10 protein-coding genes, 1 tRNA gene and 2 rRNA genes are annotated in these 14,918 nt (G+C 56.6%); 9 read left to right on the forward strand and 4 right to left on the reverse strand.

The features are described from left to right. Window positions 1-363 precede the first annotated feature (363 nt). The 4 genes from IE087_RS03480 to IE087_RS03495 all read left to right on the forward strand — a co-directional run bounded on the left by IE087_RS03480 (window position 364) and on the right by IE087_RS03495 (window position 4,472). Window positions 364-3,193, forward strand: a 23S ribosomal RNA gene (locus IE087_RS03480). Between the two features lie 99 nt (window positions 3,194-3,292). Then, window positions 3,293-3,407 (forward strand): 5S ribosomal RNA (gene rrf / locus IE087_RS03485). 295 nt (window positions 3,408-3,702) lie between these two features. After that, a complete protein-coding gene (locus IE087_RS23665; RefSeq protein ID WP_268244630.1) occupies window positions 3,703-4,242 on the forward strand; it encodes a PAS domain-containing protein in 540 nt (179 codons plus the stop codon). Between the two features lie 153 nt (window positions 4,243-4,395). Next, a tRNA-Met gene (locus IE087_RS03495) sits at window positions 4,396-4,472 on the forward strand. A gap of 34 nt (window positions 4,473-4,506) precedes the next feature. Here IE087_RS03495 and IE087_RS03500 read toward each other — a convergent pair. Beyond that, window positions 4,507-5,436 (reverse strand): hydrogen peroxide-inducible genes activator, encoded by a 930-nt coding sequence (locus tag IE087_RS03500; RefSeq protein WP_189367706.1) that lies wholly within the window; start codon window positions 5,434-5,436, stop codon window positions 4,507-4,509. 231 nt (window positions 5,437-5,667) lie between these two features. Here IE087_RS03500 and katG point away from each other — a divergent pair, with 231 nt between their 5' ends. Continuing rightward, complete coding sequence (gene katG, locus IE087_RS03505; protein WP_189367707.1) at window positions 5,668-7,842, forward strand: catalase/peroxidase HPI; 2,175 nt, start codon at window positions 5,668-5,670, stop codon at window positions 7,840-7,842. 52 nt (window positions 7,843-7,894) lie between these two features. Here the strand turns inward: katG and pcaG are convergent, their stop codons facing one another. Genes pcaG through pcaC form a run of 3 tightly spaced genes read right to left on the reverse strand, consistent with a single transcriptional unit; the run spans window position 7,895 to window position 9,562 of the window. Beyond that, window positions 7,895-8,464: a protocatechuate 3,4-dioxygenase subunit alpha gene (pcaG, locus tag IE087_RS03510; RefSeq protein WP_189367709.1), complete on the reverse strand. Its 570-nt coding sequence runs from the start codon at window positions 8,462-8,464 to the stop codon at window positions 7,895-7,897. Beyond that, window positions 8,464-9,186: a protocatechuate 3,4-dioxygenase subunit beta gene (gene pcaH / locus IE087_RS03515; protein WP_189367711.1), complete on the reverse strand. Its 723-nt coding sequence runs from the start codon at window positions 9,184-9,186 to the stop codon at window positions 8,464-8,466. Before pcaH ends, pcaG begins: the two co-directional genes overlap by 1 nt. Then, a complete protein-coding gene (gene pcaC / locus IE087_RS03520; protein ID WP_189367717.1) occupies window positions 9,179-9,562 on the reverse strand; it encodes a 4-carboxymuconolactone decarboxylase in 384 nt (127 codons plus the stop codon). Before pcaC ends, pcaH begins: the two co-directional genes overlap by 8 nt. A gap of 119 nt (window positions 9,563-9,681) precedes the next feature. Between pcaC and aspS the strand changes: the two genes are divergently transcribed. From aspS to IE087_RS03540, 4 genes are all read left to right on the forward strand, one after another. Beyond that, on the forward strand, window positions 9,682-11,463 hold the full coding sequence (aspS, locus tag IE087_RS03525; RefSeq protein WP_189367719.1) for an aspartate--tRNA ligase: 1,782 nt from the start codon (window positions 9,682-9,684) through the stop codon (window positions 11,461-11,463). Between the two features lie 97 nt (window positions 11,464-11,560). After that, window positions 11,561-12,952, forward strand: coding sequence for a DUF1800 domain-containing protein (locus tag IE087_RS03530; RefSeq protein ID WP_229801245.1), 1,392 nt, complete (start codon window positions 11,561-11,563; stop codon window positions 12,950-12,952). Window positions 12,953-12,961: 9 nt separating this feature from the next. Continuing rightward, window positions 12,962-14,134 carry a DUF1501 domain-containing protein gene (locus IE087_RS03535; protein ID WP_189367722.1) on the forward strand — a complete coding sequence of 391 codons (1,173 nt, stop codon included), beginning with the start codon at window positions 12,962-12,964 and terminating at the stop codon, window positions 14,132-14,134. Window positions 14,135-14,186: 52 nt separating this feature from the next. Then, entirely contained in the window at window positions 14,187-14,915 is a 729-nt protein-coding gene (locus tag IE087_RS03540; protein WP_189367724.1) for a GNAT family N-acetyltransferase, read from the forward strand. Window positions 14,916-14,918 lie beyond the last annotated feature (3 nt).

Consider the following 14,918-nt stretch of genomic DNA (forward strand, 5'->3'; position numbering starts at 1 on the left):
CGGACGAATTGACATCGTATAGAGAGATACAAGTTACTTTGAGAGCAATCTTGAAGTAACAATCAACACTGTTTGGTCGCCCGAGTGTGGGTATGACCTCGGTGTGGTTCCAAGACCTTGGTAACAAGGAGTTGGAAGGCGACATTTCTGGGTGCTTCCTCGCCCGTTATGACGTATCCCGCGCTGAAAAGAACAGAGTTGTCCAAGTCAAGTACACTAACCCGCGTGTCCGCACGGGCACGCACCGATCCTTTTGACCGACATCAAAGGGATCAGGGAAAGTATGCTTTTGACCAGAAAATGTTGATGAGTTGTTCCAGCTTCTCATCTCTTGAAGGCGCAAGTCTTTCTTTTTCTGGATCAAATCAAGCGCGAGAAGGGCGTTTGGTGAATGCCTTGGCAGTAAGAGGCGATGAAAGACGTGATACTCTGCGATAAGCCATGAGGAGCTGAGAATAAGCTTTGATCCATGGATCTCTGAATGGGGCAACCCACCTGACAGTTTCATATTGTTGCGCAAGCACTCAATATGTCGCTGAAACAGGTACTTTTAGACTGAATACATAGGTTTAAAAGAGCAAACCCGGGGAACTGAAACATCTAAGTACCCGGAGGAAAGGAAATCAATTGATACTCCCCTAGTAGCGGCGAGCGAACGGGGACCAGCCGAGCCATGAGTGTGACTAGAACGACCTGGAAAGGTCGGCCATAGTGGGTGACAGCCCCGTATAGGAAGCATGATTGGACGTATTAAGTAGGGCGGAACACGTGAAATTCTGTCTGAAGATCGGAGGACCACCTTCGAAGGCTAAGTACTCCTTACTGACCGATAGTGAACCAGTACCGTGAGGGAAAGGTGAAAAGCACCCCGACGAGGGGAGTGAAACAGTACCTGAAACCGAACGCCTACAATCAGTTGGAGGCCCCTTGCGGGCTGACAGCGTACCTTTTGTATAATGGGTCATCGACTTGGTCTATCTAGCAAGCTTAAGCCGTTAGGTGTAGGCGCAGCGAAAGCGAGTCTTAATAGGGCGTCGAGTTAGGTGGATCAGACCCGAAACCGAGTGATCTAGGCATGACCAGGCTGAAGGTAAGGTAACACTTACTGGAGGGCCGAACCCACACCTGTTGAAAAAGGTCGGGATGAGTTGTGCCTAGGGGTGAAAGGCCAATCAAACTCGGAGATAGCTGGTTCTCTGCGAAATCTATTTAGGTAGAGCGTCATCCGAATACCCCGGGGGGTAGAGCACTGGATGGGTAATGGGGCCCCACAGGCTTACTGATCCTAACCAAACTCCGAATACCCGGGAGTACTAGATGGCAGACACACGGCGAATGCTAACGTCCGTCGTGGAGAGGGAAACAACCCTGACCTACAGCTAAGGCCCCCAATTCATGGCTAAGTGGGAAAGCAAGTGGGACGACCAAAACAACCAGGAGGTTGGCTTAGAAGCAGCCATCCTTTAAAGATAGCGTAACAGCTCACTGGTCTAAATAAGTTGTCCTGCGGCGAAGATGTAACGGGGCTCAAGCCATGAGCCGAAGCTTAGGATGCCGTAAGGCATGGTAGCAGAGCGTAGTGTGACATAGTTCCTATCCTCTTTAGTGGTCTTCGGACCACCTTGGAGGATATTTGGAGCTTTCAGTGAAGCCGGCGCGTGAGCGATCCGGTGGAGAGATCACTAGTGAGAATGATGACATGAGTAGCGACAAAGAGTGTGAGAGACACTCTCGCCGAAAGTCCAAGGGTTCCTGCTTAAAGCTAATCTGAGCAGGGTAAGCCGACCCCTAAGGCGAGGCCGAAAGGCGTAGTCGATGGGAACCAGGTTAATATTCCTGGGCCAGGAGGATGTGACGGATCATGAAGGTTGTTCACCCTTATCGGATTGGGTGGGCCGCTAATTGGTTCCTGGAAATAGCCCTCCATTAGATCGTACCCTAAACCGACACAGGTGGACTGGTAGAGCATACCAAGGCGCTTGAGAGAACGATGTTGAAGGAACTCGGCAAAATACCTCCGTAAGTTCGCGAGAAGGAGGCCCGGTTCCTAGGCAACTAGGGGCTGGGGGCACAAACCAGGGGGTGGCGACTGTTTATTAAAAACACAGGGCTCTGCGAAGTCGCAAGACGACGTATAGGGTCTGACGCCTGCCCGGTGCCTGAAGGTTAAAAGGAGAGGTGAGAGCCTTGAATTGAAGCCCAGGTAAACGGCGGCCGTAACTATAACGGTCCTAAGGTAGCGAAATTCCTTGTCGGGTAAGTTCCGACCTGCACGAATGGCGTAACGACTTCCCCGCTGTCTCCAACATCGACTCAGCGAAATTGAATTACCTGTCAAGATGCAGGTTTCCCGCGGTTAGACGGAAAGACCCCGTGCACCTTTACTACAGCTTCACACTGGCATCAGGCCATGCATGTGCAGGATAGGTGGTGGGCTTTGAAGCAGAGACGCTAGTCTTTGTGGAGCCTCCCTTGAGATACCACCCTTGCATTGCTTGATGTCTAACCGCGGTCCGTTATCCGGATCCGGGACCCTGTGTGGCGGGTAGTTTGACTGGGGCGGTCGCCTCCTAAAGCGTAACGGAGGCGCGCGAAGGTTGGCTCAGAGCGGTCGGAAATCGCTCGTTGAGTGCAATGGCAGAAGCCAGCCTGACTGCGAGACTGACAAGTCGAGCAGAGTCGAAAGACGGCCATAGTGATCCGGTGGTCCCGAGTGGAAGGGCCATCGCTCAACGGATAAAAGGTACGCCGGGGATAACAGGCTGATACTGCCCAAGAGTCCATATCGACGGCAGTGTTTGGCACCTCGATGTCGGCTCATCTCATCCTGGGGCTGGAGCAGGTCCCAAGGGTACGGCTGTTCGCCGTTTAAAGAGGTACGTGAGCTGGGTTTAGAACGTCGTGAGACAGTTCGGTCCCTATCTTCCGTGGGTGTAGGATACTTGAGAGGAGTTGCCCCTAGTACGAGAGGACCGGGGTGAACGATCCACTGGTGGACCTGTTGTCGTGCCAACGGCAGTGCAGGGTAGCTATGATCGGACAGGATAACCGCTGAAGGCATCTAAGCGGGAAGCCCCCCTCAAAACAAGGTATCCCTGAGGGCCGTGGTAGACCACCACGTCGATAGGCCAGAGATGTAAGCGTAGTAATACGTTCAGTTGACTGGTACTAATTGCCCGATAGGCTTGATTTGATCCAGTAGAAGCAAGACTTCTTCTGATCACACAAAGCATACGCTAACACAGCGTACGCGACTTGGACTTTTGTTGATCGCTTCGAGCGGTTTTTTCGGTTTGGTGGTCATAGCGCAAGCAAAACACCCGGTCCCATCCCGAACCCGGCCGTTAAGTGCTGTAGCGCCGATGGTACTGCATCTTAAGGTGTGGGAGAGTAGGTCACTGCCAAACCTAAAAAGCCGCTTGAAGAGTATCTCTCTTACGATTTCTTTCCCAAAAAACCGAATTGAGCGTCGATTCTGCACGTGAACATGTCGTGCGGCCCCGACTGTTTTGTAACTGACAGCCTTTGTTAAACACTTGGGTTGTATTGTCCGAGAGCCGGAAGGCACTGAACTGTCATATCGGGTCGTCAGACATGGGCACCACTTGCCACGATGAAATCATCAGCCATGAATTTTTGGCCAATGTTCTCCAGGCGTCGCGGTCCTTTGCGTACCGATGCAAGAACGACGAAGCTGTCACAATGACGTATCTGGCGGGAAGTGTGGTCGGGATTACCGGCCATACACCCGATGAACTGCTTTATAGCCGTGACCTGAATTATGCATCTTTGTGTCATCCTGAAGATCTGCAGCCAATGATTGATGATGTGGACGCTGCAATCGCGAATAACGAGTCGTGGGACATTGATTATCGCCTGATCCGCCGAGATTCATCGACCATTCTGGTTCGCGAACGTGGTGCAGCCGTCCGCAACGCTTCGGGCGGGGTCGAATATTTGCAAGGTCTTGTTGTCGATGCCACAAACGAGAGCGTCTTGCGCCGGCAACTACAGGCAAACATAGACGCTACCACAACAGCAAACCGCGAGATTTTGGCATTGGCTGACAACATCGCGGCGTCAGTGCGTGAATTGGCCATCCTGTCGATCAATGCCCGTATTGAGGCGGCCCGTGCAGGAGAGGCGGGACGCGGTTTTTCTGTTGTAGCGACCGAAATTGGGAATCTTGCGGACAAGAACGCAGGCTGGGCAGATGAGATCGCGTCGCGGATGACACGTTAGGGTCGAAACACACCCGACCTACTCTGGGTCTTCCGTGGAATTTCAGGTGAGGGTCTAGGATGTGCACAAATTTATGACGGTTTTCTGAAGGCAAATGCGTGACACGGCCTTGCGGTCCTCCGCGACTCGGCGTACATCACCTGAACCAAATGGCGCGGGATGGAGCAGCCCGGTAGCTCGTCAGGCTCATAACCTGAAGGTCGTAGGTTCAAATCCTACTCCCGCAACCAAAAAACGCCGCTTTTCGGAGCGGCGTTTCCCGTTTTAGCCCTTTGTCGGTTTGTCATGCATCACGTATTGGTCCGCATCGCGCCCGGCGGCCTTCTGCACAATTTCAGCGAGTTCGTTCAGCATTTTTCCCATTGGGTTCGAAGCACGCCACGCCAGACCAATGGATCGTTGAGGTGCCGGAGCATCAAAGCGGTTGACGCAGACGGGGGCAGAACGTGTTTCGACGTCAATCGCCATTTCCGGGATGAGTGTCACCCCAATGCCGGCGCCCACCATTTGAACCAGTGTGCCAAGCGAACTTCCGTCCAAGCCGCCGCCGGGACGGTTTGGGTTGATGTTGCAGAATGATATCGCCTGATCGCGAAAGCAGTGCCCTTCTTCCAGAAGTAGAAGGCGCATGGATGCCAGTGTATCCAGCCCGACCGGTGCCGCGTCCCGATCGGTATCGGGTCGAATCAACACCATTTCCTCCGTAAACAGCCGCGTTTCCACAAGTGCCGGTTCGTCGAGAGGCAGCGCAACTATGCCTGCATCCAGTTGCCCATCTAGAAGCTCGTCTATCAGACGAGGGGTGACTGTTTCACGAACATGCAGGTCGACTTGTGGGTGGGCCGATGTCAAAGCACTTATGAAATTTGGAAGCAGATAGGGCGCGATTGTGGGAATGACTCCAAGGCGCAGAAGCCCCAACCCACTTCCGCGCGCGGTCTGTGCCCAGTCTCCCAGCTCATCTACGGCTTGCAGGATTGGTGTGGCGCGTTCTGAGAACTCCTCGCCCCGCGGCGTTAATCGGAGAGCGCGGGGCTGCCGTTCAAACAGTTCGACCCCCAGATTTTCCTCCAAGTCGCGAATCTGGACAGAGAGGGCAGGTTGCGAGATGGCGCAACGGTCAGCCGCGCGACCAAAGTGCAGATCTTCGGCCAGCGCCTTGAAGTAACGGAGTTGCCGCAAAGTTATATTCATAGGATTTAATTATAGAGACCATTGGAAAATGCAACTTCTACAAATGGCAGGTTGTCTCTAGGTTCGCTTTTGTAAGTGTGCCGCTTTGCCTGAACCCAGGCGAATCGCGCATATCGGGCTGGATCGGCAGGGGGCGGAAATCATTCTGAAGACAAGTCTAGAATGATTCTTAACTTTCACTAGATCAGACCTTAGCAACGACACGCAACGCAGCAATGAACGGAGACTGACATGGATGGTAACGACATCGGTAAATGCCCGGTGATGCACGGCGCAAGCCTGCACAGCACCTTTGGTGGGCGCACCAACAAAGACTGGTGGCCGAATGCCCTCAAGGTCGAGGTGCTTCACCAACATGGTGCCCGGACCAATCCGATGGATCCCGACTTCGACTATCGGGAAGCCGTCAAAGGGCTGGACTACGATGCGGTCAAGGCGGACCTGCATGCGTTGATGACCGACAGCCAACCTTGGTGGCCCGCAGACTGGGGACATTACGGTGGTTTGATGATCCGCATGGCGTGGCATGCCGCCGGTACGTACCGGATGCAGGACGGGCGCGGTGGCGGTTCCGCCGGTGATCAGCGGTTTGCCCCTTTGAATTCCTGGCCGGACAACGCGAGCCTCGACAAAGCCCGCCGCCTGCTGTGGCCCATTAAGAAGAAGTATGGGAACGCTTTGTCATGGGCCGACCTGATGCTGCTTGCAGGAAATATTGCCTATGAATCCATGGGCTTGAAGACCTTTGGCTTTGGTTTTGGCCGCGCCGATACATGGGCGCCTGGCATCGACATCAACTGGGGTGAGGAAGCCGAGTGGCTGGCCCCAAGTGAAAACCGGTACGAAGATCTGGACGACCCGTCGACTATGGCGAACCCCCTCGCCGCTGTGCACATGGGTCTGATTTATGTGAACCCGGAAGGTGTGAACGGCAATCCCGATCCCGCCCGCACAGCGCTGCATGTTCGCGAAACTTTTGCCCGTATGGCCATGAACGATGAAGAAACGGCCGCGCTTACAGCCGGTGGACACACTGTCGGCAAGGCGCACGGCAATGGCGATGCAGGCGCACTGGGTGCAGAACCCGAAGGTGCCGGTATCGAGGCACAGGGCATGGGTTGGATGAACCCCAACCAGACCGACAAGGCCAGCTCACTTGTCACGTCGGGCATTGAAGGCGCGTGGACAACTGAACCGACCAAGTTCGACATGGGCTATTTCAAGCTGCTCTTCGGATACGACTGGGAACTGACCAAGTCGCCTGCAGGTGCAAACCAGTGGCAACCCATCGACATCAAGGAAGAGGACATGCCTGTCGATGCGTCCGATCCTTCGAAACGGGTCATGCCGATGATGACCGATGCGGATATGGCGATGAAAGTCGATCCGATCTATCGCGAAATCTCGGAACGGTTTATGGCGGATGAGGCTTACTTCCGCGACACCTTTGCCCGTGCGTGGTTCAAGCTGACCCATCGCGATATGGGTCCGCGTGCGAACTACATCGGTCCCGACGTTCCAGCCGAGGATTTGATCTGGCAAGATCCAATCCCCGCAGGCAACACCGGCTATGATGTAGACGCTGTGAAGGCCAAGATTGCGGCAAGCGGTGTCAGCCATGCTGACCTGATCGCAACGGCTTGGGACAGTGCACGCACGTTCCGTGGGTCGGACAAGCGGGGCGGGGCCAATGGTGCGCGCATCCGTCTGGCACCACAACGCACGTGGGAAGGCAACGAGCCGGAGCGTCTTGACACCGTCCTGACTGCGTTGGAGCCGATTGCAGCGGAAACCGGTGCGTCGGTCGCGGATGTCATCGTTTTGGCCGGGAGTGTTGCTGTCGAAGCAGCAGCAAAGGCGGCTGGTTTTGATGTGACCGTGCCATTCACGCCGGGCCGCGGAGACGCCACCGACGAGATGACAGATGCCGACAGCTTCGATGTGCTGGAGCCTCATGCAGACGGTTTCCGGAACTTTGCCAAGGCTAACCTTGCCATCAGTGCCGAGGAACTGACGCTGGACCGTGCGCAATTGATGGGCCTTAACGCACAGGAAATGACCGTTCTGCTGGGTGGTCTGCGTGTGCTCGGCACGAACCATGGTGGCACATCTCACGGTGTCTTCACCGACCGGGTTGGTCAGTTGACACAGGACTTCTTCGTGAACTTGACCGACATGGCTTATAGCTGGCATGCCATTGATGACGGCAGCTACGAGCTGCGTGACCGCGCAACCGGAGCCATCAAGTACACGGCCACAAGTGCTGATCTGGTCTTTGGTTCAAACTCGATCCTGCGGTCCTATGCTGAGGTCTACGCTCAGGACGACAATGCCGGCAAGTTTGTAGGCGACTTTGTTGCCGCCTGGACCAAGGTGATGGACAACGACCGGTTCGACTTGCTTTGAACCGCATCAAAACCAAAGAGACGCGGGCCCATCGTGGCCCGCGTTTTTCGTTTCAGACATCCAGAAAAACCGTTTCACCCGCTCCTTGCAAGTGGATGTCGAACTGAAAGACGGTTGGCGACACTTCCTTGGCAATCAGTGTTTCCCGCCGCGCCCCCTCAATCAGCGACAGCAAAGGGTCACTGTCCAATAGCGGATCATCAGGAAAATACATCCGGGTGTGCAGACCCACATTGATGCCACGCGCCACGATCCAAAAGATGATATGCGCTGCCCCAACGCTTGAAGCGCCGGGTCGCACTGTATCAAAGCGCCAGGCCCCCGTGCTTTGATCCGCAGGGCATCGACCCCACCCGGTAAATCCGCTGTTCATTGTTCCAAAGCGACCCAAAGCGTCGGCCTGCCAGATCTCAATCAAGGCATCGGTGAGCGGCGCGCCCTGTCCGTCAAAGACGGTGCCCGTAACCGTGATCCGCTCCCCCTCAACCGTATCGGTCAACATCTTCGCACCCGGGTCGCCGTCGTAAACGCCCTTGATACCAGCAAAATTGGGTGTGCAGCCGATATGCACATAGGGTCCGGCCGTCTGCGATGGGCTTTCTTTCAACCGTTTGGCTGCCATCAGTTTCCCTCCGGCCGGTTTTCGAATGGGGTCGAGCCGCGCCCGCGCAGGATGATGTCAAAGTGGTAGGCCAGTGCGTCCATGGGTGCTGTTGCCTCCATATCGAGGCGGGCGGTGAGCTGATCAATCGCCATCGGGTCCGAGATCGCACGGACGATGGGGCAAAGCTGGATCAGCGGGTCGCCTTCGAAATACATCTGCGTGATCAATCGCTGCGCAAAGCTGTGCCCGAAAACGGAAAAATGGATATGGGCGGGTCGCCAAGAATTGGGGCCGTTCGGCCAGGGGTAAGGACCCGGCTGCACGGTCATGAATCTGTAGGTTCCGTCATCAGCGGAAATCATGCGCCCGCATCCACCAAAGTTCGGGTCAAGCGGAGCCAGATACCCCTCCTTGGCATGGCGGTAGCGACCGCCTGCATTGGCTTGCCAGATCTCGATCAACGCGCCCGGCACGGGGCGCGCGTTTTCGTCAAGCACGCGCCCATGCACAATCATACGAGGGCCAATTGCCAGTTCCCCCGGTGCGGCGAAGTTGCGGATCAGATCGTTGTCGAGTGGGCCGAGCATGTCATGCCCAAACACGGGTCCGCTGTCTTCGTTTTGCGAAGGTGGAGCCTTGATCAGAGGCTTTTGCGGTGACCGGTATATGCTGGACTTGTAGTCGGGAAAGTGGGCTGCCGGATGCCAGCTGCGGTCACGCGGATAGAGCGGTTCAACCACTTTTTGCCTCCATCTCGGCGAAAGTGTCCTTGGCGATTTTCAGCGCGCGGTTGGCGCGTGGCACGCCCGCATAGATTGCGACGTGCTGGAATGCTTCGGTTACGTCCTGTTTGCTGGCCCCCGTGCGTGCCGTCGCGCGGATGTGCATGGGGATTTCATCGAAGTTGCCGGTGGCGGCAAGAAGCGCAAGGGTCAGCATGGACCGTTCTCGCAAGCTGATCGCGTCACTGGCCCAGACGGTGCCCCAAGCCCCTTCGGTGATCAGTTCCTGAAACGGTGCATCAAAGGGTGTTTTAACGGCCTCGGCCCGGTCCACGTGGGCATCGCCCAGCACGGTCCTGCGCACGCCCATGCCTCTGGCCCATTTGTCGTCCATCAAACCCTCCCTTTTCTGTGGTGATAGCATGGGGCAAACAGCGTTGTCGCCTTGACTTTCCACCCCTTGCCCGGTGTATCTGCGCCGATCAAAAACCGCAGCCCCGAAGGGATCTCGTCATGCATGCTTACCGCTCTCACTCCTGCGCCGCTCTGACCTCGGCCAATGTGGGTGATAATGTGCGTTTGTCGGGCTGGGTCCACCGGGTGCGCGACCATGGTGGCGTATTGTTTATCGACCTGCGCGACCACTACGGTATCACGCAAGTGCTGTGTGACCCTGACAGCCCGGTATTTTCCGAGGTTGAGAAGGTGCGCAGCGAATGGTGCATTCGCATCGATGGCAACGTGAAGGCGCGGGACGAGAGCCTCATCAACCCCAAGCTGCCCACGGGCGAGATCGAAGTCTACATTCGTGACCTGGAGGTGCTAGGCCAATCGGCAGAGCTGCCTTTGATGGTGTTCGGCGATCAGGAATATCCGGAAGAAACGCGCCTGACCTATCGCTACCTCGACCTGCGTCGTGACAAGATGCAGGAGAATATGAAGCTGCGGTCTGACGTTGTGTCCTCGATCCGCAAGCGCATGTGGGACAAGGAATTCCGCGAATACCAGACACCCATCATTACGGCATCCTCGCCCGAAGGTGCGCGTGACTTTTTGGTGCCCTCGCGCCTGCATCCCGGCAAATTCTACGCCCTGCCGCAGGCCCCGCAGCAGTTCAAGCAGCTGCTCATGGTGTCGGGCTTTGACAAGTATTTCCAGATCGCGCCCTGTTTCCGTGACGAAGACCCACGCGCGGACCGTTCGCCCACCGACTTCTACCAGTTGGACATGGAGATGTCCTTTGTCGAGCAGCAGGACGTGTTCGACACCATTGCCCCTGTTCTGGCCGGCGTGTTCGAAGAATTCGGTGGGGGCAAGAAGGTGGATGCGCCTGAGACATGGGAGCAGATCAGCTACCGTGACGCGGCGCTGTGGTATGGGTCCGACAAACCCGACCTGCGCAACCCCATTAAAATGCAAGTGGTCTCCGACCACTTCCGCGATTCCGGCTTTGCGATTTTCGCAAAGCTGTTGGAGCAGGAAGGCACCGAGATCCGCGCCATCCCCGCGCCAACAGGTGGTAGCCGAAAGTTCTGTGACCGGATGAATGCTTATGCGCAGAAAGAAGGGCTGCCGGGGATGGGCTACATCTTCTGGCGTGACCAGGGCGAAGGTATGGAGGCCGCTGGACCGCTCGCCAAGAACATTGGCCCTGAACGCACCGAAGCCATCCGCCAGCAATTGGGCCTTGGCGTTGGCGACGCGGCGTTCTTCCTTGGCGGCAAACCCAAGGCATTCGAAGCTATCGCGGGCCGTGCCCGCAACGTGATCGGCGAAGAACTCAAACTGATCGACGAAGACAGGTTTGCTTTTGCCTGGATCGTGGATTTCCCGATCTACGAGGCGGACGAGGAAACCGGCAAGATCGACTTTGAACACAACCCGTTCTCCATGCCGCAGGGCGGGATGGACGCGCTGCGGGGCGATCCGCTCAAGGTACTGGGCTATCAGTACGACCTTGCGTGCAATGGGTATGAGCTGGTGTCCGGTGCCATCCGGAACCACCGGCCCGAGATCATGTTCAAGGCGTTCGAGATCGCAGGCTATGACGAAGCGGAAGTGCGCAAGCGCTTCGGCGGGATGGTTAATGCTTTCCAATACGGCGCGCCACCCCACGGCGGCTGTGCAGCGGGTATCGACCGCATTGTCATGCTTCTGGCGGGTGAGCAGAACATCCGCGAGGTGATCCTGTTCCCCATGAACCAGCGCGCCGAAGACTTGATGATGCAAGCCCCGTCAGATCCCACGAGCGACCAGCTGATGGAGCTGGGTCTGCGCGTTATTCCGCAGGACTGAGCACGCAATTGCCAACATGCTAGAGGGTGCCCCGTGAAAAGTGGGGCATCCAATGCTATCTTGGGCCTGCTATACGGCAAACCAAGGTTCCAAAACTGTGCGTAATTTCGATCCAGAACTTGCGGAAATCCGGTTCGGATACGGCCTTTCCCCGCTTTACGATGCGCCGAAAAACGTCGCGCGGATGCTGGATGGGCTGACGGGACCAGATGATATGCAGCGTGCATTTCCCATTGAGCCGTTTGTGAAATTTCGTGCGCGCATGGTCGAAGTGCAGCGGCAGAATGCAATCCGTCGCAAAAACCGGGGTACCGAATTGGCTGCCGCGGCCCGGAAGCAGCGCAACGTAATCAACCAGGAAGCACGCGTGGCCATGTTCGACTGGTTGGGACAGACCATGCTGCGTCGCGTGCATACCCAAACGGCACTGCGCGAACGGATCGTTGCCTTTTGGGCGGATCATTTCACCGCTCGCGGCAAGCGGGGTGTGATCCGGCGCGGCACGTCGCCTTACATTGAAGACGCCATTCGACCGTTCATCACCGGGCGGTTCGACGATCTGCTTCAGGCCGCGGTCATGCATCCGTTGATGTTGGATTATCTCGATCAGACCCGGTCAATGGGTCCAGCCAGTTTTCGTGCGCTGAAACGCGGCCCCAAAAAAGCGGCTGGATTGAACGAAAACCTTGCGCGTGAGGTACTTGAGTTGCACACGCTGGGTGTCGATGGGCCCTACACTCAGGAGGACGTCACGCAATTGGCCGAGCTGTTTACCGGTCTGAGTTTTGACGCTCGCAATGGGTTCAAATTTCGAAAGGACTTTGCCGAACCCGGTTCAGAAACAGTACTGGGCGTGGACTACGGCGAGGAAGCCACCGTGAAATCCGTGCGGGCGGCTTTGCGCGATTTGGCTGCCCATCCCTCCACCGCGCGACACCTTGCATCAAAACTGGCAGTGCATTTTGTGTCCGATACGCCGGATCCCGCGTTGGTGGATGCGCTTGAGGCGGCGTATGTCGATCATGATGGGCAATTGATGGCGATGTACGATGTGCTTCTCAATCACCCATCCTCGTGGGAGCGGTCCGTATCCAACTTCAAGCTGCCGATTGATTTTGTTTCTTCGGCCTTGCGCGCGCTTGCCATACCCAAGGATGCGTTTGCGGATCGTGATGAAAAATGGATACGTAGATTTTTTGGAGCGCCCTTGGCGCACATGGGTCAGACTTGGGAACGTCCCATCGGTCCGGACGGATGGGATGAGGACGACGTCGCGTGGATTACCCCGCAGGGGGTGGCGGCCCGGGTATCTTGGTCCATGGCGGTGCCAGTGCGGATGATCGAACCTTTGCCCGATCCCAGAGCGTTTGCCGAACTGGCACTGGGGAGTTTTGCAAATGAAGCCGTACGTTTTGCCGCTTCCGCGGCCGAAAGCAGACCGGAAGCCATTGGAGTTGTTCTGATGTCCCCGGCGTTTCAGCGCAGATAGGAGCGTTTGATGGCCAAACCAGTTTCCCGCCGTGACTTTCTTGCCCGTATTGGTCTGATTGGCTGTTCCTTGGCCGCCAGCCCTCTTCTGACACCGGTCAGCTTTGCCGCGGCTCCCTGGGACACCCGATTGGTTGTCATCATCCTGCGCGGCGGCATGGACGGTTTGGATGTAGTTCAGCCCTATGGGGACCCGGCATTCAAGCGCTTGCGCGGGTCATTGGCCTTGGGTCCCGAAGGTGGGGCTTACGATCTTGATGGCTATTTCGCACTGCACCCCGGTCTCGCACCGCTTATCCCGCTGTGGGAGGCAGGGCAGCTGTCCTTTGCGCACGCTGTATCAACGCCCTATCGGGACAAGCGCAGCCATTTCGACGGGCAGGACTTGCTTGAGGCAGGAACGACCAGTCTGGCCGGTGTGCGGGACGGGTGGTTGAACCGGATGCTTCAAGCGGTGCCCGGTGTGACATCACAAACGGCCTATGCCGTTGGGCGCAGCGACATGCGCCTGCTACAGGGCGAGGCCGAGGTGGCGAACTGGTCACCAGATGCGCGTCTGAAACTGAGCCCTCAAGCGGTCCGTTTGTTGGAGCTGGTGACTGAAACCGATCCGGCTTTGCATGCGGCGCTGTCGGAAGCTCAACTGCTGTCGCAGGTGCAGGATGACGCGCCCAAACGTGGCAAAAGCGGTCATGTTCAGATCGCTGAATTTGCAGCAGCGCGTTTGTCCCAAGGCGCGCGGATTGCTGCGTTTTCCCTGAATGGATGGGATACGCACAGTGCGCAGAGCCGTTCAATTGACGCCGCTTTGAAACGTCTGTCGGAAACCCTCCTGACATTGCGTGGAAAGATGCGTGGCGATACGTGGCGCAAGACAGCAGTCGTCGCGATGACCGAATTCGGTCGAACAGCGCGCCAGAATGGCACCGGTGGTACGGATCACGGCACAGGTGGTCTGATGATTTTGGCCGGTGGTGCGATCAAAGGCGGGCACGTTTTTGGCGACTGGCCGGGGCTTGGTGACGGCAACTTGTATCAGGATCGCGATCTTATGCCGACAGGTGATGTGCGTGCCCATGCCGCCTGGGTGATGCGGGGTCTCACGGGGTTGGACAGGCACGTGATGGAGAGCGCTGTTTTCCCCGGCTTGGACATGGGCACCGATCCAGGCTTGATCCTCTGATCCATACCCAATGCCACTTGGCCTTGGGCGAATACTTGCCTAACGTCCCGCCATGACTGCGCTTTACAAAGTGAACCGGGCACCTGTCCCGAACTGGGGTCCTCCCCGGGCTCCAGACGCATCAACCGTTCTGACGGGTAAACATGCGCGGCTTGAGCCATTGCATGCGGAACAACACGCTGCCTTATTGTACCGCACATATGTCGGCCATGATCACGTATGGGATTATCTGCCATACGGCCCGTTTTCATCTTCCGCGCAATACCATCGTTGGGTGCGGGATGCGGAGCAGGATTCCGACTTGCAGTTCTACGCGATCTTCAACTCGGGTTCCGGCCAATACGAGGGTGTCGCCAGTTTCCTGCGCATTGCGCCGGACGCAGGCAGTATCGAGGTGGGGCACATCAATTTCAGCCCGGCTTTGCAAAAAACGCGGGCTGCGACCGAAGCGCTTTATCTAATGATGATGTGGGCTTTCGAGGCAGGCTACCGCCGATTCGAATGGAAATGTGACGCAATGAACCTTGGGTCACGTTCTGCTGCGCAACGGCTTGGGTTGAGCTACGAAGGTGTCTTTCGCCAAGCGACCGTTGTAAAAGGACGCAACCGCGACACAGCTTGGTTTGCTGCCATTGATGCGGAGTGGCCTGCCCTCAAGGAAGCATTTGGGGTGTGGTTGTCAGACACCAATTTCGATTCAAAAGGTTCTCAGATTGAACGTCTGTCTGATTTGACTCGTCTGGTGCGTGTGGCGGATGATCCTGTGCTGACCGACAGGTAAACA

Origin of the sequence: Tateyamaria omphalii (assembly GCF_014651375.1) — a bacterium.
In the GTDB taxonomy this organism is placed as follows: domain Bacteria; phylum Pseudomonadota; class Alphaproteobacteria; order Rhodobacterales; family Rhodobacteraceae; genus Tateyamaria; species Tateyamaria omphalii.